Origin of the sequence: Phenylobacterium sp. (assembly GCF_030693625.1) — a bacterium.
Classification (GTDB): domain Bacteria; phylum Pseudomonadota; class Alphaproteobacteria; order Caulobacterales; family Caulobacteraceae; genus Phenylobacterium; species Phenylobacterium ferrooxidans.
Window position 1 is genome coordinate 1 of the sequence record NZ_JAUYAF010000080.1, and the last position, 19,861, is coordinate 19,861.

Annotated in this window: 21 protein-coding genes; 9 read left to right on the forward strand and 12 right to left on the reverse strand. The window is 68.9% G+C overall.

The genetic code is table 11. The features are described from left to right. Positions 1-124: 124 nt before the first annotated feature. The gene (locus Q8N10_RS18505) at positions 125-949 is read right to left on the reverse strand and encodes a sensor histidine kinase (RefSeq protein ID WP_304775457.1); all 825 of its coding nucleotides are present in this window, start codon (positions 947-949) and stop codon (positions 125-127) included. A 249-nt stretch (positions 950-1,198) separates the two neighbouring features. Then, the gene (locus Q8N10_RS18510; RefSeq protein WP_370690175.1) at positions 1,199-1,702 is read right to left on the reverse strand and encodes an OmpA family protein; all 504 of its coding nucleotides are present in this window, start codon (positions 1,700-1,702) and stop codon (positions 1,199-1,201) included. Between the two features lie 265 nt (positions 1,703-1,967). Here Q8N10_RS18510 and Q8N10_RS18515 point away from each other — a divergent pair, with 265 nt between their 5' ends. Then, positions 1,968-2,774 (forward strand): hypothetical protein, encoded by an 807-nt coding sequence (locus Q8N10_RS18515; protein WP_304775461.1) that lies wholly within the window; start codon positions 1,968-1,970, stop codon positions 2,772-2,774. A 385-nt stretch (positions 2,775-3,159) separates the two neighbouring features. Here Q8N10_RS18515 and Q8N10_RS18520 read toward each other — a convergent pair whose 3' ends face one another. Continuing rightward, complete coding sequence (locus Q8N10_RS18520; protein ID WP_304775462.1) at positions 3,160-4,734, reverse strand: ATP-binding protein; 1,575 nt, start codon at positions 4,732-4,734, stop codon at positions 3,160-3,162. Between the two features lie 159 nt (positions 4,735-4,893). Here Q8N10_RS18520 and bioF point away from each other — a divergent pair, with 159 nt between their 5' ends. Both bioF and bioD read left to right on the forward strand, forming a co-directional pair. Further along, a complete protein-coding gene (gene bioF, locus Q8N10_RS18525; RefSeq protein ID WP_304775465.1) occupies positions 4,894-6,045 on the forward strand; it encodes an 8-amino-7-oxononanoate synthase in 1,152 nt (383 codons plus the stop codon). After that, positions 6,042-6,704: a dethiobiotin synthase gene (bioD, locus tag Q8N10_RS18530; protein ID WP_304775467.1), complete on the forward strand. Its 663-nt coding sequence runs from the start codon at positions 6,042-6,044 to the stop codon at positions 6,702-6,704. Before bioF ends, bioD begins: the two co-directional genes overlap by 4 nt. Here bioD and nhaA read toward each other — a convergent pair. Next, positions 6,690-7,877: a Na+/H+ antiporter NhaA gene (gene nhaA / locus Q8N10_RS18535; RefSeq protein WP_304775468.1), complete on the reverse strand. Its 1,188-nt coding sequence runs from the start codon at positions 7,875-7,877 to the stop codon at positions 6,690-6,692. The genes bioD and nhaA overlap by 15 nt on opposite strands. A gap of 82 nt (positions 7,878-7,959) precedes the next feature. Between nhaA and Q8N10_RS18540 the strand changes: the two genes are divergently transcribed. Next, complete coding sequence (locus Q8N10_RS18540; protein ID WP_304775470.1) at positions 7,960-9,372, forward strand: protein adenylyltransferase SelO; 1,413 nt, start codon at positions 7,960-7,962, stop codon at positions 9,370-9,372. On the opposite strand, the gene Q8N10_RS18545 is transcribed toward Q8N10_RS18540, so the two are convergent. The 3 genes from Q8N10_RS18545 to Q8N10_RS18555 are packed head-to-tail and all read right to left on the reverse strand — an operon-like array spanning position 9,369 to position 11,726. Continuing rightward, the gene (locus Q8N10_RS18545; RefSeq protein WP_304775472.1) at positions 9,369-10,247 is read right to left on the reverse strand and encodes a DMT family transporter; all 879 of its coding nucleotides are present in this window, start codon (positions 10,245-10,247) and stop codon (positions 9,369-9,371) included. The genes Q8N10_RS18540 and Q8N10_RS18545 overlap by 4 nt on opposite strands. Then, complete coding sequence (gene gluQRS / locus Q8N10_RS18550) at positions 10,244-11,086, reverse strand: tRNA glutamyl-Q(34) synthetase GluQRS (RefSeq protein WP_304775475.1); 843 nt, start codon at positions 11,084-11,086, stop codon at positions 10,244-10,246. The genes Q8N10_RS18545 and gluQRS overlap by 4 nt, the downstream gene beginning before the upstream one ends. Before the next feature lie 10 nt (positions 11,087-11,096). After that, positions 11,097-11,726 carry a TetR/AcrR family transcriptional regulator gene (locus tag Q8N10_RS18555; RefSeq protein ID WP_304775476.1) on the reverse strand — a complete coding sequence of 210 codons (630 nt, stop codon included), beginning with the start codon at positions 11,724-11,726 and terminating at the stop codon, positions 11,097-11,099. Between the two features lie 784 nt (positions 11,727-12,510). On the opposite strand from Q8N10_RS18555, the gene Q8N10_RS18560 reads away from it, so the two are divergent. Beyond that, positions 12,511-13,071 (forward strand): HNH endonuclease, encoded by a 561-nt coding sequence (locus Q8N10_RS18560; protein WP_304701741.1) that lies wholly within the window; start codon positions 12,511-12,513, stop codon positions 13,069-13,071. Here the strand turns inward: Q8N10_RS18560 and Q8N10_RS18565 are convergent. Continuing rightward, positions 13,068-13,718, reverse strand: a complete 651-nt coding sequence (locus Q8N10_RS18565; RefSeq protein ID WP_304775478.1) for a 2-hydroxychromene-2-carboxylate isomerase — start codon at positions 13,716-13,718, stop codon at positions 13,068-13,070. The genes Q8N10_RS18560 and Q8N10_RS18565 overlap by 4 nt on opposite strands. Before the next feature lie 84 nt (positions 13,719-13,802). Here Q8N10_RS18565 and Q8N10_RS18570 point away from each other — a divergent pair, with 84 nt between their 5' ends. Next, on the forward strand, positions 13,803-14,183 hold the full coding sequence (locus Q8N10_RS18570; protein ID WP_304701739.1) for a hypothetical protein: 381 nt from the start codon (positions 13,803-13,805) through the stop codon (positions 14,181-14,183). Here the strand turns inward: Q8N10_RS18570 and Q8N10_RS18575 are convergent. From Q8N10_RS18575 to Q8N10_RS18590, 4 genes are read right to left on the reverse strand one after another with little or no spacing between them, the layout of a single operon-like run. Beyond that, the gene (locus tag Q8N10_RS18575; protein WP_304775480.1) at positions 14,180-14,827 is read right to left on the reverse strand and encodes an N-acetyltransferase; all 648 of its coding nucleotides are present in this window, start codon (positions 14,825-14,827) and stop codon (positions 14,180-14,182) included. The two genes, Q8N10_RS18570 and Q8N10_RS18575, sit on opposite strands and share 4 nt — an antisense overlap. Then, a complete protein-coding gene (locus Q8N10_RS18580) occupies positions 14,824-15,387 on the reverse strand; it encodes a demethoxyubiquinone hydroxylase family protein (RefSeq protein ID WP_304701737.1) in 564 nt (187 codons plus the stop codon). The genes Q8N10_RS18575 and Q8N10_RS18580 overlap by 4 nt, the downstream gene beginning before the upstream one ends. Then, positions 15,384-15,899 carry a disulfide bond formation protein B gene (locus tag Q8N10_RS18585; protein WP_304775482.1) on the reverse strand — a complete coding sequence of 172 codons (516 nt, stop codon included), beginning with the start codon at positions 15,897-15,899 and terminating at the stop codon, positions 15,384-15,386. The genes Q8N10_RS18580 and Q8N10_RS18585 overlap by 4 nt, the downstream gene beginning before the upstream one ends. A gap of 28 nt (positions 15,900-15,927) precedes the next feature. Continuing rightward, the gene (locus Q8N10_RS18590; RefSeq protein ID WP_304775485.1) at positions 15,928-16,506 is read right to left on the reverse strand and encodes a YqaA family protein; all 579 of its coding nucleotides are present in this window, start codon (positions 16,504-16,506) and stop codon (positions 15,928-15,930) included. Between the two features lie 117 nt (positions 16,507-16,623). Between Q8N10_RS18590 and hppD the strand changes: the two genes are divergently transcribed. From hppD to Q8N10_RS18605, 3 genes are read left to right on the forward strand one after another with little or no spacing between them, the layout of a single operon-like run. Then, positions 16,624-17,718, forward strand: a complete 1,095-nt coding sequence (gene hppD / locus Q8N10_RS18595) for a 4-hydroxyphenylpyruvate dioxygenase (RefSeq protein WP_304775488.1) — start codon at positions 16,624-16,626, stop codon at positions 17,716-17,718. Further along, the gene (locus tag Q8N10_RS18600) at positions 17,719-18,699 is read left to right on the forward strand and encodes an isoaspartyl peptidase/L-asparaginase family protein (RefSeq protein WP_304775490.1); all 981 of its coding nucleotides are present in this window, start codon (positions 17,719-17,721) and stop codon (positions 18,697-18,699) included. After that, positions 18,699-19,829 carry a homogentisate 1,2-dioxygenase gene (locus Q8N10_RS18605; protein ID WP_304775492.1) on the forward strand — a complete coding sequence of 377 codons (1,131 nt, stop codon included), beginning with the start codon at positions 18,699-18,701 and terminating at the stop codon, positions 19,827-19,829. The genes Q8N10_RS18600 and Q8N10_RS18605 overlap by 1 nt, the downstream gene beginning before the upstream one ends. The last annotated feature ends 32 nt before the right edge of the window (positions 19,830-19,861 follow it).

The following is a 19,861-nucleotide window of genomic DNA, read 5'->3' on the forward strand; positions in this document are numbered from 1 at the left end:
CGGAGACGTAGTCCTCAAGATATTCCGGGAGCAGCGTGCCCTGACGCCGGTCATCCCCCTCGACAAACCGTTTCATCCCGGCCCCCGAAGCTGATGGACAGAAATCTAAGCTGCTTCGGTGTTTTCACACAGCCTCCACCCACTCCAGCACCAGTTCCGGGGCTCGGCTGCTCTCGCGCAGACGCCAGCGCAACGAGACCTGGCCGTCGGGAACCGACAAGGCGCCGTGCTTCGCCGCGTTGGTCGCGAGTTCGTGCAAGGCCAGGACCAGCGGCACACAGGACTCCGCGGGAACCGAGCACTCCGGTCCCTGCAGCGTGATGTGGCCGTGCCCCATGAAGGGTTCGAGCGCCGCGGCTGGCAACTCCGGGAAGTCACACCGGTGCCACTCGCCTGTACTGAGCACGGTCTGGGCCTTGGACAGGGCCGTCAGTCGAGCTTGGAAGCTGGCGCTGAAGGCCGGCAAATCCGGGCTGGACCGGACTGTCTGCGCGGCGAGCGCCTGAACGACGGCCAGATTGTTGTTCACGCGATGTTGCAGCTCTCGATTCAGCGCCTCCTGGATGTCTGTCGACCGGTTGAGGCGGTGGATGGCCTGCCGCAGCAAGGTCGCCGTGATCAGGATGATGCCGCCGCTGAACAGGAAGACCAGCACAGCGGCGGCGTCGGTGGCCTGTAGGGACACGGTGTGGGGCGGCGGGATGAAGACATAGTCCGCCACCAGGGCCGACAGCAGAAGCGTCAGAAGCCCCAACCGCCATCCCAGGAAGACGGTCGCCGCAAGGATGGCCGGGTAGTAGGTCGCAAACCAGAGTGCGTCCCCGAGCACTGGATGCAGGGCCCAGCGGACGGCTGTCGGCAGGGCGACGCTGACAACAACCCCCACGATACTGACGACCGCATTGGGCTCGTGGCCTAGCAGGCGCTGCAATCGTGTAAGCGCTGGCATCCGTTTCTCCGCCCTGGACAAGTCGGCGAACGCCGCGTTTCGGGCCCGAATACCTAACGTACGTGGCCCCGGTTGGGGATTTCAACCTTACGTGACGAGGTCTTTGTACGTCTCAACAAGGTCCACGGAGAAGACTGGGGCGCGGCGCGGGCTCTCGGGTGGCGAAGCCTCTTCCAGCCCGACGTCAGAGGCCATATCCGGCGCCCCCCCACACGGCGGCCCGCACCCCGGCCGCCGCGCCGTCGCCCGCTAGCTCAGGACCACGATGGCCACGCGGCGGTTCTGCGCCCGGCCTTCGGGGGTGGCGTTATCGGCCACCGGGGTGGCTTCGCCGTAGGAGATGGTGGCCATGCGGTTGAGGGCGACGCCCTGCTGGCTCATATAGCGCCGCACCGCCTCGGCCCGGGCCTCGCCCAGCTTCTCATTGTACTCGGTGTCGCCGGTGGCGTCGGTGAAGCCCTGGATCTCCAGGTAGACGTTCTTGTTCTCGCCCTTCAGCCGTTCGGCCAGCTCGCTGAGCCGCGCCTCGGCTTCCGGCGACAGGGCGTGGCGGTCGGTGGGGAACTTCACCGAGTCGTCGGAGAGCACCACCTGATAGTGGAACTTGCCCTCGGCCAGCTTGTGGGCGGCCTTGGCGCGGCTCAGGGCTTCGCCCGCCGTGCCTTCCACCGTGGTCACGCGGCCGTCCACCACGGCCACTTGGTCGCGGACAAAGCCCTTGGTCGCACAGCCGCTGGTCGCCGCGCCGGCCATCACCAGGACGCCGGCCAGGGCGGTCGTTTTCAGGATCGATTTCTTCAAGGTCAGGTTCCTTCCCGTCGGGCGCGCGTGGCCCAAGATCTTGCGCTGATGAAATGAGGCGGGCCCAGCGTGGCGATGTGACGACGACAATCCGCCCGGAATCTGGCTCAGCTGCACCTTAGGCGGTCCCGCGAGCCCGCCCGGCGGGGTGCGGCGTCCACGGCCAAGGCGCCACGTTCCTGACGCCCCCCCGTGGCCCAATGGCGCCGTGACGGAGATGAGCAATCCCTTGTTCCAGCGGCCCCGGCGGGCCGGCTGGCGGAACGCCACCGGGTGGGCCGTCGCCCTCAGCGCGGCCGCGCACCTGCTGGTGGCGCTGGCCATGCTCACCGCCCGCGCGCCCCCGGAGCCGCCGCCGGAAAACCCGCCCATTCAGGTGACTCTTTTCGATCCGCCGCCGCCTCCACCCCCACCGCCGCCACCGGAACCGCAACCGGCGCCTGCCGCCCAGGCCCCCGCCGACGCCGTCCCCGCCCTGCCGTCTCCCCCCGCCAGGCCCGCGCCGAAGATCAGGGTCCACGTGCCCCGCTCGGTCGTGGCGCCCATCCCGCCGGTCCATGTGACCCCGGCGCCGGTCAGCCAGCCCTTCGCCACCCTCAGCGACGGCCAACTGGTGGGCGCTGTCACCGCCGGCTCCGGCGGCGGCGGATCGGGCGAGGGCGTCGGCGGCGGCTCCGGCGGCTCCGGCGAGGCCCGTTGCGACATGGTCGAACGTCTGCAGGCCGCCCTGCGCCGCGACGCCGACATCGCGGCCGTCGTCGAGGGCGCGCGGCGCGGAACCGGCGGTCGCGCCCTGCACGTCTGGAACGGCGACTGGGTTCAGAATCCCGGCCAGGCCGGCAAGGGCCTCGCGGGCCTGCGCCAGGCCATCGCCATGGAGGTCGCCTTCGCCCCGGCCGCCTGCCGCGCCCAGCCCATGCGCGGCCTGGTGCTGATCACCCTCGGCGACGGCGCGGGGGCCAGCCGCCTCGCGCTCGGAACCGGCGCCTGGCGCTGGACCGACCTGCTGGCCGCGCGTCGATGACAACCCGAGCCCCACTTGAGCAATAATCTGTCATCCCGGACGGCCGTCAGGCCGAGCCGGGACCCATGGGCCACGCACACGGCCCCTGGGTCCCGGCGCTCCGCTTCGCTGCGGCCGGGATGACGATGAACCCCAACCGTCATCCAGGCGACCGCGAAGCGGCGGCGCGAAGCAGTCAAGGCCGGGACCCAGATTCAACTCAGCTCTTCGATCAGGATCACCGTTCGTGTGGTTCGTGTGGTTCGTGGTTCCAACTCTTGAAGCCCCGCCGCCAGAGAGGCCCATCAGATTGTCCACGAACCACACGAACCTCACGAACGGTGGATCAGACCTGCACACTCGAGATGAATCTGGCTCCCCTGAGTGCGCCGGGATGAGCGCCCCGCTACCCCTCCGCCTCCGCCTCCGCCGCCACACCCACCCGCTCGAGCACCGTCTCGATGCCGTCCATCAGCAGGTGGGCGGTGATGGGCTTGGCGATGTGGTGGTCGGCGCCGGCGGCCATGGCGTCGCGGCGGTGCTGGATCATGGCGTTGGCGCTCAGCATGATGATTGGGGTCCGTGGCCCCCCGCGCCGCCGTTCCTCGTCGCGCAGGGCCATGGTGGCGGTCAGGCCGTCCATCACCGGCATCTGCATGTCCATCAGCACCAGGTCGAAGAGGCTCGTCTGGAACGCGGCCAGGGCCTGGGCCCCGTCCTCGGTGACCGTGATCTCCGCCCCGAGCGGCGCGAGGATCAGCTGCACGACCTTCTGGTTGATGGGGTGGTCCTCGGCCAGCAGCACCCGCAGGGCGTCGACGCGGACCAGCGGCGTCTCGGCGGCGTCGCTGGTGGACCGCGCGTCATAGGCGGCCAGGTCAAGGACCCGGGGCAGGGGGAAGGTGGCGCGGAACCGGCTGCCACGCCCCGGTTCGGAGCTGGCGGAAATCTCACCCCCCATCATCTCGACGATGGCCTTGCAGATCGACAGGCCCAGCCCCGTGCCGCCGAACCGCCGGGTGATGGTGGTGTCGGCCTGGCTGAACCGCTGGAAGAGGTTCGCGGCCGCTTGGGCGTCGAAGCCCACCCCGGTGTCGCGAACTTCAACGGTGAGAAGGGCCGGGCCGTCGCCGGCCTCGGTCAGGCTGAGCCGCAGCCGCACCCCGCCCTGCTCGGTGAACTTCACGGCGTTGGAGAGCAGGTTGCCCACCACCTGCTTAAGGCGCGTGGCGTCCCCCAGGAACGCCCCCCGCGCGTCCTCATCGAAGTCGGCTGCGAAGGCCAGGCCCTTCTCATCGGCTTTCAGCCGGTTGATGTGCAGCACGCCCTCCAGCGCTTCGGCGAGATCGAAGGGCGCGGTCTCGATCTCCAGGCGCCCGGCCTCGATCTTCGACAGGTCGAGAATGTCGGAGACCAACCGCTCCAGCGTCAGGCCCGAGGTCTCGATCAGGCCCACCATCTCCCGCTGCGCGGGCGAGAGTTCGGTCTGGGCGAGCGCCGCCACCACCCCGATCACCCCGTTCAGGGGCGTGCGGATCTCGTGGCTCATATTGGCCAGGAAGTCTGTCTTGGCCTGGTTGGCGGCTTGCGCCGCGGCATGGGCGGCCTTCATCTCGGCTTCGGCGGCCACCCGGTCGGTGACGTCGCGGGCCACGGCGAACACCTGGTCCCCCGAGAGGCGCGCCCGCCATTCCAGCTGCCGATAGCGGCCGTCGCGGTGGCGATAGCGGTTCACGAAGCCGACGATCTCGCCGTCGGACTGGATGGCCTGCATCAGGTCGGCGGTGGCCGGGACGTCGTCGGGGTGGATCAGCGGCAGCAATGGCTGGCCCACCAGCTCCTCGGCGGTCCAGCCCAGCACCGTGGTCCAGGAGGGGCTGACCCGCACGAACCGGCCCGCCATGTCGCGGATGCACAGCATGTCGAGCGACACGTCGAAGAAGGTCGACAGGTCATCGGACGGCCCGGGGACGGATGACATGGACGCGGTACTCCAGGCTCTTACGGAACCAGCCCCCAATATGGGGTCGCAGGGGTCAACCATGGGTAAATTTTGGCGCTTGCGGTGTCACTATCGAGAGTGGTGTGACCTGGGGTTCCGTCTTCCCCAAATCCCCGGCCAGGTGCATATCGGCGCCCGATGACCGACAGCCTCACCGCCTTCGCCGCCGAGAAGCTCGATCAGCTGGAGACCCGCAGCCTGCGGCGGCGGCTGGTCCCCACCGACCGGATTGACGGCCTGTGGGTCGAGCGGGGCGGGCGGCGCCTGCTGTCCTTTTCCTGCAACGACTATCTGAACCTGTCGCACCACCCCGCGGTGAAGGCCGCGGCCATGGCGGCGGTCGAGCGCTACGGCGCCGGCGCCGGCGCCTCGCGGCTGGTGACCGGCGACCATCCGGTGTTCGGAGAGCTGGAGGCGCGGCTGGCGGCGCTGAAGGGCAAGCAGGCCGCCTGTGTCTTCGGATCCGGCTACCTGGCCAACGCCGGCATCATTCCGACGGTCATGGGGCCCGGCGACCTGATCCTGGCCGACGAGTTGGCCCATGCCTGCATCTGGTCGGGTGCCCAGCTGTCGGGCGCGTCCGTGCTGGCCTTCCGCCACAACGACATGGCCGACCTGGCGCAGAAGCTGGCGGCCCAGCGGGGCGCGGCCGCCCGCTGCCTGATCGCCACCGACGGGGTCTTCTCCATGGACGGCGACCTGGCGCCGCTGGACGCCATCAGCGATCTCGCCCGCGCGCATGACGCCTGGCTGCTGGTGGACGACGCCCACGGCCTGGGCGTGGTGGGGCCGGCGGGCGCGGGCGCGGGCTCGGTCTATCCCACCGCCCACATCGACCTTTCCATGGGCACCTTCTCCAAGGCGCTCGGCGGCTACGGCGCCTATGTCTGCGCCAGCGCCCCGGTGATCGACCTGATCAAGACCCGGGCCCGGACCTTCGTCTATACGACCGGCCTGCCGCCGGCGAACGCCGCCGCGGCCCTGGCCGCCCTCGACGTGATCGCCGCCGACCCGGACCTGGTGGCCAGGCCGCTCGCCAACGCGCGGCGCTTCACCCGCGCGCTCAACCTGCCGGAAGCTAGATCCGCCGTCGTCCCCATCATGATCGGCGAGGCCGACCGCGCGCTGGCCGTGGCGCAAGCCCTTGAATCGGCGGGCTTCCTGGCCGTCGCCATCCGCCCGCCCACCGTGCCCGCCGGGACCGCCCGCCTGCGCCTGGCCTTCACCGCCGGCCACACCGCGCGGGACATCGACGGTCTGATGTCGGCCATAGTCGGCCTGGTCCCATGAGGGCCGTTTTCATCGCCGGCGCCCACACCGACGTCGGAAAAACCTGGGCCGCCAGCGCCTTGCTGAAGGCCGCCCGCGCCCGGGGCCTGACGGTGGCGGCCTTGAAGCCCGTCGTAACGGGTTATCTTCCATCCGTGGCCACCGACACGTCCGATCCCGGTCGGCTCCTCGCGGCCCTGGGCCGGGACCTGACGGCCGAAGCCCTGGAGGCCATGTCCCCCCTGCGCTTCGAGGCCGCGCTTTCGCCCCCCATGGCCGCCCGGCTGGAGGGGGTGACCCTGACCCTGGCCGACCTCCTGGCCGTCTGCCGCCCGGTGCTGGCCGCCCAGACCGCCGACCTGCTGCTGGTGGAGGGCGCCGGCGGGGTGATGAGCCCCCTGGCCGAGGACGCCACCGGCCTGGACCTGCAGCTGGCGCTCGGCCTGCCGACGGTTCTGGTGGGCGGCTCCTACCTCGGCGGGGTCAGCCACACCCTGAGCGCCCTGGAGGTCCTGCGCGCGCGGGGCCTTGCGGTGCTTGGGGTTGTCGTCAGCCAGAGCGCCGATCCGGGCGCCCCCGACTTCCCCCAGACCGTCGCCGCCATCGCCCGGTTCGCTGGCGACGTCCCGGTCCTGGCCGCCCCCCGCGACGACGAGTCCTGGGCTTCAGCCCTGCTCTAGGTTCCGCCGCGCCTGGGACCAGGCCAGCACCCCCATGCCGAGCGCGGTGGACATCAAGGTCCCCACGATCACCCCGATCCGCACCTCGGTCTGGCCGGCCACGTCACCCGGGCTGAAGGCCAGGGCCCCGATGAACAGGCTCATGGTGAAGCCCACCCCGCACAGCACCGCCACCCCATAGAGCTCGATCCACTTGGCCCCGGTCGGCCGCCGGGCCAGCTTCAGCCCCATGGCCAGGGCCGCGGCCCCGAACACCCCCAGCTGCTTGCCCAGGAACAGCCCCAGCGCGACCCCCAGGGCGACCGGACTGAACAACTCCTTCAGGGACAGGCCGCTGAACGAGAACCCCGCTGCGGTGAAGGCGAACAGCGGCAGGATCAGGAAGGCCACATAGCCGTGCAGGCTCTCCATGAAGTAGTGCAGCACCCCGGCCTGGCCGGCCCGCCGTGGCTCGATGGGCACGGCCATGGCGGCGGCGACCCCGGCCACCGAGGTGTTGACCCCGCTCTTGAGGGTGAAGGCCCAGATCAGGGCGAAGCAACAGGCATAGAAGAAGTAGGGCGCGGTCTTCCAGCGCCCCAGAAGGAACATCAAAGCCAGGGTGGAGGCCGCCCCGCCCAGGGCCAGCAGGTTGACCTTGGCGGTGAACAGCAGGGCGATCAGCACCACGGCCGCCAGGTCGTCGGCGATGGCCAGGGTCAGCAGGAACACCCGCAGCGACGGCGGCAACTTGCGGCCCACGATGGCCAGGGCCGCCAGCGCGAAGGCGATGTCGGTGGCCGTCGCCGTGGGCCAGCCCTGCGGCGCCCCGCCGGGGCCCATGTTCAGCAGCAGATAGACGGCCGCCGGCGCCGCCATCCCGCCAATGGCCGCCAGAACCGGCAGCGCCAGCCGCCGCGGATTGGACAGCTCGCCGCGCAGGATCTCGAACTTGATCTCCATGCCCACGACGAAAAAGAAGATGGCCATCAGACCTTGCTTCACCCAGTCGGTGACCGAGTGGGTCTCATTGAAGGCGCCCACCTGGATGGTGAGTTCGCGGGAGATGAAGCTGAAATAGTGCTGCGACCACGGGGAGTTGGCCAACAGGATGGCCGCCAGCGCGGCCGCCGCCAGGATCATGCCCGAGGCGGCTTCGGTCTTCAGGAAATCGAGGGTGATGCGACGCGCCATGGCCGACCGGTAGCATGGGTCGGGAGGTGCGAATATAATCGCCGCGCTTGCTCCGGAGGGTTTTCACCTCCATCTGGCGACCATGCCCGTCTCCCCCGCCTACCGCCCAGATCCGCGCCTGCCCGGCCTCGGCCCCGAGTTCGCCGATCCCGTCGCGGCGGCCGATTTCCCCCAGACCCTGCTGCGGTTCCGCAATGACCGGGCCGCCGCCACGGTGGGCCTGGACGCCCTGACCGACGCCGAGTGGGTCGCGCACTTCGGACGCTTCCAACCCTTGCCGGGCAACATCGAGACTCCGCTGGCGCAGCGCTATCACGGCCACCAGTTCCGGGTTTACAACCCCGACCTAGGCGACGGCCGCGGCTTCACCTTCGCGCAGTTGCGGGAGGTCGGGAGCGACCGCCTGCTGGACCTCGGGACCAAGGGGTCTGGGACCACGCCCTGGTCGCGCGGGGGCGACGGGCGCCTGACCCTGAAGGGCGGCATGCGCGAGGTGCTGGCCACCGCCATGCTGGAGGCCCTGGGCGTCCCGACCTCGAAGTCCTTCTCCCTGATCGAGACCGGCGAGGCCCTGGAGCGGGGTGACGAGCCCAGCCCGACCCGTTCGGCGGTGCTCACCCGGCTGTCCCACAGCCACATCCGCTTCGGAACCTTCCAGCGGCAGGCCTTCCTGGAGCAGCCCCAGGAGATCGTCCGCCTCGTCGACTACGTGATCGAGACCTACTACCCGGAACTGGACAATGCGCCGGACCGCCCCTCGGCCCTGCTGACGGCGGTGGTGGAGCGGGCCGGGACTCTGGCGGCCTCCTGGATGGCCGCGGGCTTCGTCCACGGGGTGCTCAACACCGACAACATGAACATCACCGGAGAGAGCTTCGACTACGGGCCCTACCGGTTCCTGCCGCACAACGACCCCAACTTCGTCGCCGCCTATTTCGACCAACAGGGACTCTACAGCTTCGGCCGCCAGCCGGAGGCGGTGTTCTGGAACCTGCAGAACCTCGGCGGCTGCCTCTCCATGGTGGCCGAACAACAGGCCCTGGTGGACGCCCTGAACGGCTTCGCCGACGCCTATCGCGGCGGCCTGGCGGGCGCGATGCTCAAGCGCCTGGGTCTGAAGAGCCGGGGCCGCGAACTGGACGCCGGCCTGGTCAACGCGGCCTTCACGGCCCTGGCGGCCGGGGGCGAGCGGCTGCGCTGGGAGCCCTTCTTCTTCGACTGGTTCTGCGGCGATGTGGGCCGCGCCATGGCCAGCCCCCGGGGGGACATCTACGGCGGCCAGCCCTTCGCCGACTTCCGACGCCGGGTCGCCGAGACCGAGCCGGATCGCCCCGGCCGCCTGCTGGATCCCTATTTCGCCAAGGCCGAACCCGAGGAACTGCTCATCGACGAGATCGAGGCCATCTGGGACCGGATCGCCGCCGAGGATGACTGGACCGACTTCCACGCCAAGCTGGCCCGGATCGAGGCCGCCCGAGGAGCCTGGGACCTCTAGGCGGGTTTCGGACGGCTGGCCCATTGCGCCAGCACCACGCCGGCCAGGGCGACAGCGGCCCCCACGGCGGGCCAGGTTCCCAGCAGCTCGTTGAACAGCATCCAGCCCAGGGCGGCGGCCACCACCGGCTGGATCAACACCACGACGGAGGCGGTCGCCGCCGGCAGCCGCCCCAAGGCCCAGGCGATGGAGCCTTGCCCCGCCACGTGCATGAGGCCCAGACCCGCGCAGGCCGCCCAGCCGCCCAACCCGGTGGGAATGATCTGCTCGCCCAGGCCCAAGGCGGCCAGCAGCAGCAGGGGCGCGCCGACCAGGGTGGACCAGAACATGATCCGTGTCGCCGACATCGACTGTCGGGCGCTGGAGACCACCAGGAAATAGATCGAGTACCAGACGGCGGTCGCCGCCGAGAGGGCGTCGCCCAGCGGTGGATTGACCCCCGTCGAACCCGCCCCCTTGGTCAGGGCCATCGTCCAGGCGCCCGCCACCGCGAAAGCCACGGCGAGCAGGAACAGGCGCCGCGGCCGCTGCTTCAGGAAAATCCAGGCGAAGGCCGTCACCAGGACCGGGGTGAGGTTGGAGAGCACGGTCGCCTTGGCCACGGAGGTATAGGCGATGCCGTAGTGCCAGAAGCCGAGATCAAGCGCGAAGGCGACGCCGGCCAGCACGGCGGCCATGGGCGCCTTGCCGATGCCGCCACCAGCCTTCTGGGCCATCACCGCCAACAGGGGCAGGGCGAAGACCAGCCGCCAGAAGCCCGCGGCCGCCGGCCCCGTCTCCGACAGCCGCACCAGCACCGGGCCAACCCCGATCACACAGGCGCCCAGCAGCAGCATGGCCAGGGCCTTGCCGCGATCTTCGGGGGCGTCGGTCACAGGCCCATCTCCGCGCGCAGCTGCACCGGCGTGACGCCGGCCGTCCTCAGCTCGGCCAGGGTCTGGGCGTGGTCGCGCTTGGCGTAGCGCTTGCCGTCAGGACCGGTCAGCAGGCGGTGGTGGCGATAGACCGAGGTTGGCAGGTCCAGCAAGGCCTGCAGGAGCCGCTGGACGTGGGTCGCCTCGAACAGGTCCTGACCTCGGATCACATGGGTCACGCCTTGCAGGGCGTCGTCCAGGGTGACGGCCAAATGGTAGGCGACGCCGACGTCTCGCCGCGCCAGCACCACATCGCCGCCCAGTTCAGGCCGCGCGGGGATGAGGCCGGTTTCCCCATTCGGGCCGGAGCCCTCCTCGGTGAAGGTGAGGGGACCGGCCTGCGCCAGGGCCGCGTCCAGGGACAGCCGCCAGGCGAACGCTTCCCCGGCGCCCAGCCTGCGCGCCTCCTGGTCGGAGGGCAGGGGCGAGCCGCGCCAGGTGTCCATGGCCCCATGGGGCGCCGAGGCGATGGCCTCGGCGATCTCCTTGCGGGTGCGGAAACAGCGATAGAGCAGGCCTCGCTCGGCGAGTCGCTCGATGGCGGCCTGGTATTCGGTGAGGTGTTCCGACTGTCGGCGCACCGGCTGCTCCCATTCGAGCCCCAGCCAGGCCAGGTCCTCGTAGATCGCAGTTTCGAAGGCGGGCCGGCACCGAGTGGCGTCGATGTCCTCGATGCGCAGCAGGAAGCGGCCGCCCGCGGCGCGGGCCGCGTCATGGGCGGTGAGCGCCGAGAAGGCGTGTCCGCGGTGCAGAAGACCGGTGGGGGAGGGGGCGAAACGGGTGGTGAAGGGCGCGGTCACGCGCCTACGTCTACTTCCCGTGGTCGTCGGCGAAAATCCTCATGTGGTCGAAGACGCCGCGCAGGAAGGCTTCCTCGCTGCCGAGGGCGGACTTCAGGGTGTCGAACTGCTTGAAGGAGGCCATCTCGGCCAGGCCGTGGGCGGCGCACCAGGCCGCGGTGGTGGCGAGTTCCAGGGCGATCTCATCGGTGGGATCGGCGCCGGCCTCCACTAGGGTGTCACGCACTTGGCAGTAGGCGCTGTCGTCCTCCAGGTGAACGTGGGAGGGCAACTCCTCCTTGTTGCGCGAGCCGTCGTACATGATGCGATAAAGGCTGGGGTTTTCGCGCGCGAAGACCACATAGGCGACGCCCAGCGCGGTCAGCTTGTCCTTCACCGAATTGGCCGACTTCCGCGCCGCCGCCAGCGACTCGTTCAGCAGGTCCCAGCCCTCTGCGGCCACAGCCTCCAGCAACTCGCCCTTGTCCTTGAAGTGGTGATAGGGCGCGGCCGGGCTCACACCCGCCTCTCGCGCCACAGCGCGGAGCGACAGGGCCGAAGGGCCCTCGGATTCCAGCAGGCGGCGGGCCGCGTCGATCAGGGCGCGGCTGAGATCGCCGTGGTGATAGGGCCGGGACTCGGCGGCTGCAGTTTCTCTCATCGGGCTCACTGTAAAAGTATATCTGGACGCCGTAAAGATCATCTTGACGGCGTTCAGATCGCTGCTATCTTAGCATTGTTCAAATAACAAACGCCCCGCCTCCCCGCGGGTTCAAACTTACAAGGTGTGTGTCATGTCTCTCGCAAACTTCGAACGCTTCTTCGACCGCGTCGCCCCCGCCATCCTTCTGGTCCTGGGCCTCACCGTCGCCGCCGCCACCGCAGTGGCCGGCGCCTAGAAGTCAAAGTCGATCCCTGATCGCAAGGGCCCCTTCGGGGGCCCTTTTTTCTTGCGCCTTATTCGCCCGCAAAGGTCATGCATAAACGCATAGCGTACAGTGTAAAATGTATCTGTACATTGTTCAGATGGAGGGTATCTTAGCGTTGTTCACATGAACAACCCGACCGGGGGCCTCCGGCAGACCAGGGACCATCCTCATGTTCATCCACGCCGATCACGCCTTCGCCCGCTTTGTAGACACCACCGTCGTCGTCGCCTTCGCCGCCCTCAGCTTCCTGCTGGCCGGCGCCACCGCCATCGTCGGCGCCTGAGTGCTCTCCCGCGCCGCCCCGCTCGCTTGAACCCTGGGGTCGCGAGCGGGGTCCAGCCGGCCGCTTCGCCGTCATGGCGATGTCTCAGAATCTCTCCTATAATTCTCCTGCGTCGGGAATCTGGGGCCTGAGGGCCCCAACCGGTTCGCCGATAGAGCGGTTGAGAGTGAGGGCTTCGTCTTCAGTTTCCACGCGTACCCATCTGGCGCTGTAGCGCACCGGGATGACCGGCGATGAAGGTGCTCACCCACCCGCCGTCCGGTTGGCCCTGCCTCGTGCTGAACGCGGATTTCAGGCCGCTCAGCTACTATCCCCTGTCGCTCTGGCCCTGGCAGGATGTGATCAAGGCGGTCTTCCTCGATCGGGTCGACGTGGTCTCCACCTACGACCAGGAAATCCATTCCCCGTCCTTCGCGATGAAGCTGCCCAGCGTGGTGTCGCTGAAGCAGTACGTCACCCAGGACCGTCCGCCGGCCTTCACGCGGTTCAACCTGTTCCTGCGCGACGCCTTCACCTGCCAGTACTGCCACTCGGGCGCGGACCTGACCTTTGACCATGTCGTGCCCCGCTCCCGCGGCGGCCGCACGACCTGGGAAAACATCGTCACCGCCTGCGCCCGCTGCAATCTCACAAAGGGCGGCCGCACCCCGCAGGAGGCGCACATGTTCCCGCGTCACAAGGCGCGGCGTCCCAGCGCCCACGAACTGCAGGAACGCGGCCGTAAGTTCCCGCCGCACCACCTGCACCAGAGCTGGCTCGACTACCTCTACTGGGACATTGAACTGGAGGCCTAGCGGGCCTTCAGCCCCTGCTGCTCCAGCCGCCATTTGAACTGGTCGAAGCGGTCCTGGCCGAAGAAGGGTTCGCCGTTGAAGGCGATCATTGGCACCCCGTTGTGGCCCGCCGCGCGCTGGGCGACCTGAGACTCTTCAATCACCGCGTTGAGACGCTCGGACTCGGCGTCCACCGTGGCGGCGAAGGTGGCGGGATCCAGGCCGGCCCGCGCCGTGGCCTGGGCGATGTGGTCGCCAAGGTGCCAGTCGTCGACTGTCCCGCTCCAGATCGTCTTGCTGACCTCGTCAAGGCAGGCGAGGCCTCGACCCTGCTCAGCGGCCAGCGCCCCCATCTGGGTCAGGCGGTGGATGTGCGGCTGATCCTTGGGATAGGTCCGGGTCGCCATGTCCATGTAGACCGGGTCGGGCCGGGGCCAGCGGAAGGGCAGGCCCAGGAACTGGGCCTCCCGGTGGATGTCAGCGAAGAAGTAGCTGAACCAGAGCGGGTCGCGGGTGTCGAAGAACTCCGGGGTGCGCACCGCCAGCGGATAGACCGGGCGCACGTTGCAGGCGACATCGTAATCCCGCTCCAGCGCCGTCAGCCGGTGCATGATCATGTAGGAGTAGGGCGAGCGGAAGGACCAGTAGAGGTCGTAGGTCAGGGTCATGAGGTTCTGTCGCCCGCGTGGTTTCGCTCTGTCTTGAAATAGTGGCATGTATCGCGCCACAATCAAACCGCCTGGACAACACTCATGCTTCGTCTCCTGCCCCGTCTGCTGATCGGCGCGCTCGGCGCCTTTGCGATCTTCGGCGCCCTGCGGATCTGGATCGATCCAACCCTGCCGGCCGTGACCCTCGGCCTGTCCCCCGTCGGCGGCCTTGGTCTGGCGAGCCTGAGGGCCGATGTCGGCGGATTCTTCGGGGGCATGGGGGTCTTCGCCCTAGCCGCGGCGATCCGCGATGACCGCCGTTTGGTCACCGTGCCCCTGGTCTTGGTCGGCCTCGCCCTCGCCGGCCGTCTGATCACGGCGGGCCTGGAGGGGCTTGCGCCGGACATGCTGCTGCCCATCGTGGTGGAGGCGGCGCTGGCGACCCTGTTCGCCTTCGGACGCCGGACGCTGGGGGCTCGTTAGACGGCCGCCCGGGGCTCGCGCCACATGGCCCAGGCGGGCGGGGCGTCGGCCCGCGCGCGGAACTCCTGCATCACCTCGAAGCCGTGGCGGCGATAGAGCGGCACGTTGGCCTCGCTTGAGGATTCCAGATAGGCGGGCAGCCCCTGAGCGTCGACCTTTGCCAGGCCCGCCTTCAGCATCCGGGATCCGACCCCCAGGCCCTGCGCCTCGGGCCGAACCCCGAGGAACCACAGATAGGCGTGAGGCCGGTCCATGGGGTGCAACGCGTCCATCGCCTTTCGCATGGCGGCGAGGCGATCGATCCGCCCAAGGCCCGTCGCGCCCAGGATGGTGGGGAACATGCGCAGCTCCTGCATCAGGCTGTTGGGGCCCAGCGCCTGAGAGGAAATCCAGATGGAGACCGCGCCGCCGCCGGGGGGGCGGCTCACCTCGCCGGTGGGGAGGGCGACCTCCTTCACCAGCATCTTCATGAAGCGCAGGCGGGCGGCCTCGCGGCCCGCGTCGTCGCGAAGGAACCAGCAGAACTGCGGGTCCGTCCGGAAGGCCTCGTTCAGATCGTCGGCGACGGCGTCGAGGTCGGCCGAGCCCGCCAGGACGGGGGCCTCGGCGCCTCGGCGCAGGGCTTCGATCTGCGCGTCGGTCATAGCTTCTCGCTGATCTTGATGGCGGCCTTGCAACCAGCGCGTATCACCGCCGCCAGGATCGGATAGCCCAGTGCGTCGCGGGCGCCTTCCTGCACGGCGTGATCACGATGGGCCAGCTCCTCGTCGCGGAACTTCGAGAGTTCGGCGGCCAGGGCCGGTTCACGATCGCTGAGCTCGGCCACCTGGCCGGCATAGTGCTGCTCGATCACGTCCTCCACCGCCTCGGTGCAGGCATGAGCCGCCTTCTCACCCAGCAGCGCGGTGCCGGCGCCGAGCGCGAAGGCGGCCAGCCGCCAGACCGGGGTCATGGCGGTCGGGCGCACCCCGTGGTCGGTGAGCAGGGTGTCGAAGCGGGCCAGGTGAACGGCCTCGTGACCCTCCATCTCGGCCAGCTGGCCAGCGATCCGCTCATGGCCTTTGGAGCCGCCGAGCACGGCGCGTTGGCCGCGATAGATCTGCACCGCCGCCATTTCGCCGGCCTGATCGACCCGGAGGATTTCGGCGAGCCGCGCGGCGGTGGCGCCCTGGCCCGGGCGGGGCGGAATGGGTTTGTCGCTCATGACCGGGGCCTATCGCGGAGCGCCGCCCAGGCGCTGTAAAGGGTCAGCTTCAGTGAGATCAGGGCGTTCCAGCCGGCCATGGACAGGCCCAGGAACCGCCAGGCCGCCTCGTCACAGGTCGGGGGTTGGATCTTCGCGCCGCCCAGGAGGTCACTCATGGCCTGGGTGCTGACGCCGCCGCCGGTGGACGCGCAGGTCGTGGGGCCAGGCCACCACTTCCACTCCGCGCCGCTGTGATAGACCGCGATCGCCACTCCGACGGCGAAGACCAGGGCCAGGGCGGCGTAGAACAGCCAGCGCCAACGCAGGATCCGGGGCAGCTTGACCGCCAGGATGCAGGCCAGGGCGATCGTCCCGGCCACCCAGTAGACCTCTCGGGCCCGCAGGCAGAGCGTGCAGGGCGCGTAGCCGCCGAAGGTTTCGAAGGCATGGGCGATCGCCAGCATCAGGGCGGCGGAGCCCAGGGCGAAGAAGGCCCAGCGGTCGAGGACGGCGCGGATGAGCTGCATCATGGCGCGCGATATGAGCGCAAAACCCGGCTCAGCCCAAGACTTTCAGCGCAACAATGCCGCCGACCAGAACGGTCACGCCGATCACGGTGTACAGGGTCAGGCGCTTTTCGACCTCTTCGCGCACCGCCGGGCCGAAGTACTTCAGCAGGGTGGCGGTGAGGAAGAAGCGCGCTCCGCGGGTCACGACCGAAGCCCAGACGAAGGTGAAGAAGGAGAATTCAGCCAGGCCAGAGGCGATGGTCACCAGCTTGTAGGGAATGGGCGTCAGGCCCTTGATCAGGATCACCCACAGGCCCCACTGGTCAAACCAGGCCTTGAAGGCGGCGTCGCCCTCGGGGTGGCCCATCAGGGCCAGCAGCCAGTGGCCCAGGTCTCCCAGGTGGTAGCCGATGAAGTAGCCCAGGCACCCGCCCAGGACCGACGACAGGGTGCAGAGCCCGGCATAGACAAAGGCGCGCTCGGGCCGCGCCAGGACCATGGGCGCCAGCATCACGTCGGGAGGGATCGGAAAGAACGAACTCTCCGCGAACGAGACGCCGCACAGCATGACGGGCGCGTGGCGCGACCCGGCCAGGTTCATGACCCAGTCGTACGTTTTGCGAAGCATGGTGATCCGAGGAGGCTGTTCACTCGTTTGCTATCAGCGCCAGACGCCCTTGTCTCCTGGGCGCGGTTCAGGCAAGTGGTTTCATATGATACTATCTCTCCGGGAAGGAGTGCGCAGATGAACGCCCAGGCCACCAGTCGTGACCTCTTCGACAATCCGCTCGGCACCGACGGCTTCGAGTTTGTCGAATTCACCGCCCCCGAACCGGATCTGCTGAAGGGCCTGTTCGAGAAGATGGGCTTCACGGCGGTCTCCAGGCACCGCTCCAAGAGCGTCATCCGGATGCGCCAGGGGGACATCAACTTCCTGCTGAACATGGAGCCCAGCGGCCAGCCCGCGGACTTCCGCCAGATTCATGGACCCTCAGCGAACGCCATGGCCTTCCGGGTCAAGGACGCCGGCAAGGCGATGGCGCTCGCCCTTGAGCGCGGCGCCAAGCCGGTGCTGGGACCGGTCGGTCCCATGGAGCTGAACATCCCGGCCATCGAGGGGATCGGCGGATCGAACCTCTATCTGGTGGACCGGTACGGGGCCCAGGAGATCTACGACGTCGACTTCGTGCCGATCCCGGGCGCTGCGGAGGCGGAGGCGGCCAACAGTGTCGGCCTGACCTACCTCGACCACCTGACCCACAACGTGTTCCGCGGCAACATGGGCAAGTGGGCCGACTTTTACGAGCGCATCTTCAACTTCCGGGAGATCCGCTATTTCGACATCGAGGGCGCCCAGACCGGGCTGATCTCCAAGGCCATGACCAGCCCCTGCGGCAAGATCCGCATCCCGCTGAACGAGAGCCAGGACGACCACTCGCAGATCGAGGAGTTCCTCAAGGACTATCACGGCGAGGGCATCCAGCACGTGGCGCTCGGGACCGGCGACATCTACCACTCGGTGGAGACCATGCGGGACCGGGAGGTCCGTTTCCAATCGGTGCCGGAGACCTACTACGAGCAACTCCCCGACCGCGTGAAGGGCCATGACGAGAACCTGCAGCGTCTGCGCGCCGATCAGATCCTGATGGACGGCGCCCCCACCGAGGGTCAGGGTCTGCTGCTGCAGATCTTCACCGAGAACATGATCGGGCCGATCTTCTTCGAGCTGATCCAGCGCAAGGGCAACGAGGGGTTCGGCGAGGGCAACTTCAAGGCGCTGTTTGAGTCCATTGAACTCGACCAGGTGCGCCGCGGCGTCCTGCCGGCCAAGGAGGGCTGATTGCCGCCGAAGTGGGCCATTGTCGTGCACGGCGGGGCAGGCGTGATCGAGCGCGCCCACCTCAAGCCTGAGCAGGAGGCGGCCTATCGCGCCGCCCTGACCAAGGTGACCGAGGCCGGCGCCCAGGTCTTGAAGGCGGGCGGCCTTGCCCTGGACGCCTGCGAGACCGCCGTCCGCCTGCTGGAGGACGATCCTCTGTTCAACGCTGGCCGGGGCGCGGTCTTCACCGCGGAGGGCCGCAACGAACTGGACGCCGCCATCATGGAGGGGCGCACGCTGAGGGCCGGCGCCGTGGCCGGCGTTACCAGAGCCCGGCACCCGATCACGCTGGCCCGCGCGGTCATGGAGCGCTCGCCCCATGTCATGCTGATCGGCAAGGGCGCCGACGACTTCGCCGCCGACCAGGGCGAGGAGTTGGTGGAGCCGTTCCATTTCCATACCGCGCGCCGCTGGCGCAGCCTGACCAATTTCCTGAAGGCCGAGAAGCTGCCGATCCCGGAGGAGCCGGTCGGCGCGGACCGGCCTGATCCCGCCCAGGGATTGGCGCACGACGAGGGCAAGCATGGCACCGTGGGCGTTGTCGCCCTCGACATCCACGGCGACGTGGCCGCCGCCACCTCCACCGGCGGCACCACCGGCAAGCGCTGGGGGCGGGTGGGGGACAGCCCCCTGATCGGGGCGGGGACCTATGCGTCGAACGCCGGTTGCGCGGTGTCGGCCACCGGGACCGGCGAGTACTTCATCCGCCTGACCGTGGCGCGCGACATCTCGGCCCTTGTGGAGCTGAAGGGGCTGAGCCTGCAGGCCGCCGCCGATGAGGTGGTGCAGAACAGGCTGACCGCTCTGGGCGGCGACGGCGGCGTCATCGCTGTCGCGCCGGATGGTCAGATCGCCTGGAGCTTCAACACCTCGGGCATGTACCGCGCCCAGGCGTCGGAGGGGCGTCCGATGGCGGTGGGCATCTACAAGGACGAATTCTGATGGCTCGAAACTGGATCCCGGTGCGCGGCGCCCAAGGTGTCCATTCCCGCCAGGCCCACGCCGATATGCCAGACGGCACCTATGAGCGGGAGATCTCCAAGGAGGGCTTCTTCGGCCCCGCCGCCTTCCTGCACCATCCGCGCCCCCCCACCGGCTGGACCAATTTCGAAGGGCCGCTGCGCCCCCGCGCCTTCGACCTCTCCCGCCTGAACGAGGCGCCGGGTTCGCCCTGGAGCGCGCCCGTCGTGCTGCACAACGCCGCCGTGGAGATGCGCTTCTGGAAGCTGGCCTCGCCCATGCCGGCGCTCGCCCGCAACGCCGATGGCGATCAGTTGCTGTTCGTGCACGAGGGCGCCGGCGACCTGTTCTGCGACTACGGCCGTATCGGCTACGCGGCCGGCGACTACCTCTATCTGCCGCGCGGGACCATGTGGCGGCTTGCGCCCAGCACGCCCACGGCGGTGCTGATGATCCAGGCGACCAACACCCATTTCTCGTTGCCGGACAAGGGTATGCTGGGCGGGCACGCCCTGTTTGATCCCGCCATGCTGGACACGCCCGCCATGGACGAGGCCTTCCGCGCTCATCAGGCGGAACCCGGTGAATACCGCGTGGAGATCAAGAAACGCGGCCAGGTCTCGGTGGTGACCTACCCTTACAATCCCATCGACGCAGTGGGCTGGCATGGGGATCTGGCGCCGGTGCGCCTCAACGTGAAGGACCTGCGGCCGGTGGTCAGCCACCGCTACCACCTGCCTCCCAGCGTCCACACCACCTTCGTCTCTGACCGCTTCGTGGTCTGCACCTTCGCGCCGCGGCCGTTCGAGACCGATCCGGGGGCCTTGAAGGTCCCGTTCTTCCACAACAACGACGATTTCGAGGAGGTGCTCTTCTACCACGCGGGCGACTTCTTCAGCCGCGACGGCATCGACGCCGGGATGATGACCTTTCATCCGTCGGGCTTCACCCATGGCCCGCACCCCAAGGCGCTGAAGAACATGCTCAGCCAGCCCAAGCCCGCCACCGATGAATATGCCGTGATGATCGACACCCGCGACCCGTTGGAGGTTGGCGAGGCCGCCGCGACGGTTGAGAATGCCGCCTATGTCGACAGTTGGAAGACCGCCTAGGTGAAAGTCCCCCTCGACCGCAACAAGCGCAG

Excerpts from the sequence above, each read along its gene's own strand:
- Q8N10_RS18570 (WP_304701739.1), top strand. The coding sequence starts at position 13,803 with ATGCTTCGTCTCCTGCCCCGTCTGCTGATCGGCGCGCTCGGCGCCTTT.
- Q8N10_RS18520 (WP_304775462.1), bottom strand. The coding sequence starts at position 4,734 with ATGTCATCCGTCCCCGGGCCGTCCGATGACCTGTCGACCTTCTTCGAC.
- Q8N10_RS18590 (WP_304775485.1), bottom strand. The coding sequence starts at position 16,506 with ATGCTTCGCAAAACGTACGACTGGGTCATGAACCTGGCCGGGTCGCGC.
- Q8N10_RS18580 (WP_304701737.1), bottom strand. The coding sequence starts at position 15,387 with ATGAGCGACAAACCCATTCCGCCCCGCCCGGGCCAGGGCGCCACCGCC.
- Q8N10_RS18540 (WP_304775470.1), top strand. The coding sequence starts at position 7,960 with ATGCCCGTCTCCCCCGCCTACCGCCCAGATCCGCGCCTGCCCGGCCTC.
- Q8N10_RS18585 (WP_304775482.1), bottom strand. The coding sequence starts at position 15,899 with ATGATGCAGCTCATCCGCGCCGTCCTCGACCGCTGGGCCTTCTTCGCC.
- Q8N10_RS18605 (WP_304775492.1), top strand. The coding sequence starts at position 18,699 with ATGGCTCGAAACTGGATCCCGGTGCGCGGCGCCCAAGGTGTCCATTCC.
- Q8N10_RS18560 (WP_304701741.1), top strand. The coding sequence starts at position 12,511 with ATGAAGGTGCTCACCCACCCGCCGTCCGGTTGGCCCTGCCTCGTGCTG.
- Q8N10_RS18555 (WP_304775476.1), bottom strand. The coding sequence starts at position 11,726 with ATGAGAGAAACTGCAGCCGCCGAGTCCCGGCCCTATCACCACGGCGAT.
- nhaA (WP_304775468.1), bottom strand. The coding sequence starts at position 7,877 with ATGGCGCGTCGCATCACCCTCGATTTCCTGAAGACCGAAGCCGCCTCG.
- Q8N10_RS18505 (WP_304775457.1), bottom strand. The coding sequence starts at position 949 with ATGCCAGCGCTTACACGATTGCAGCGCCTGCTAGGCCACGAGCCCAAT.
- Q8N10_RS18565 (WP_304775478.1), bottom strand. The coding sequence starts at position 13,718 with ATGACCCTGACCTACGACCTCTACTGGTCCTTCCGCTCGCCCTACTCC.
- bioF (WP_304775465.1), top strand. The coding sequence starts at position 4,894 with ATGACCGACAGCCTCACCGCCTTCGCCGCCGAGAAGCTCGATCAGCTG.
- Q8N10_RS18510 (WP_370690175.1), bottom strand. The coding sequence starts at position 1,702 with ATGGCCGGCGCGGCGACCAGCGGCTGTGCGACCAAGGGCTTTGTCCGC.
- bioD (WP_304775467.1), top strand. The coding sequence starts at position 6,042 with ATGAGGGCCGTTTTCATCGCCGGCGCCCACACCGACGTCGGAAAAACC.
- Q8N10_RS18515 (WP_304775461.1), top strand. The coding sequence starts at position 1,968 with ATGAGCAATCCCTTGTTCCAGCGGCCCCGGCGGGCCGGCTGGCGGAAC.
- Q8N10_RS18575 (WP_304775480.1), bottom strand. The coding sequence starts at position 14,827 with ATGACCGACGCGCAGATCGAAGCCCTGCGCCGAGGCGCCGAGGCCCCC.
- hppD (WP_304775488.1), top strand. The coding sequence starts at position 16,624 with ATGAACGCCCAGGCCACCAGTCGTGACCTCTTCGACAATCCGCTCGGC.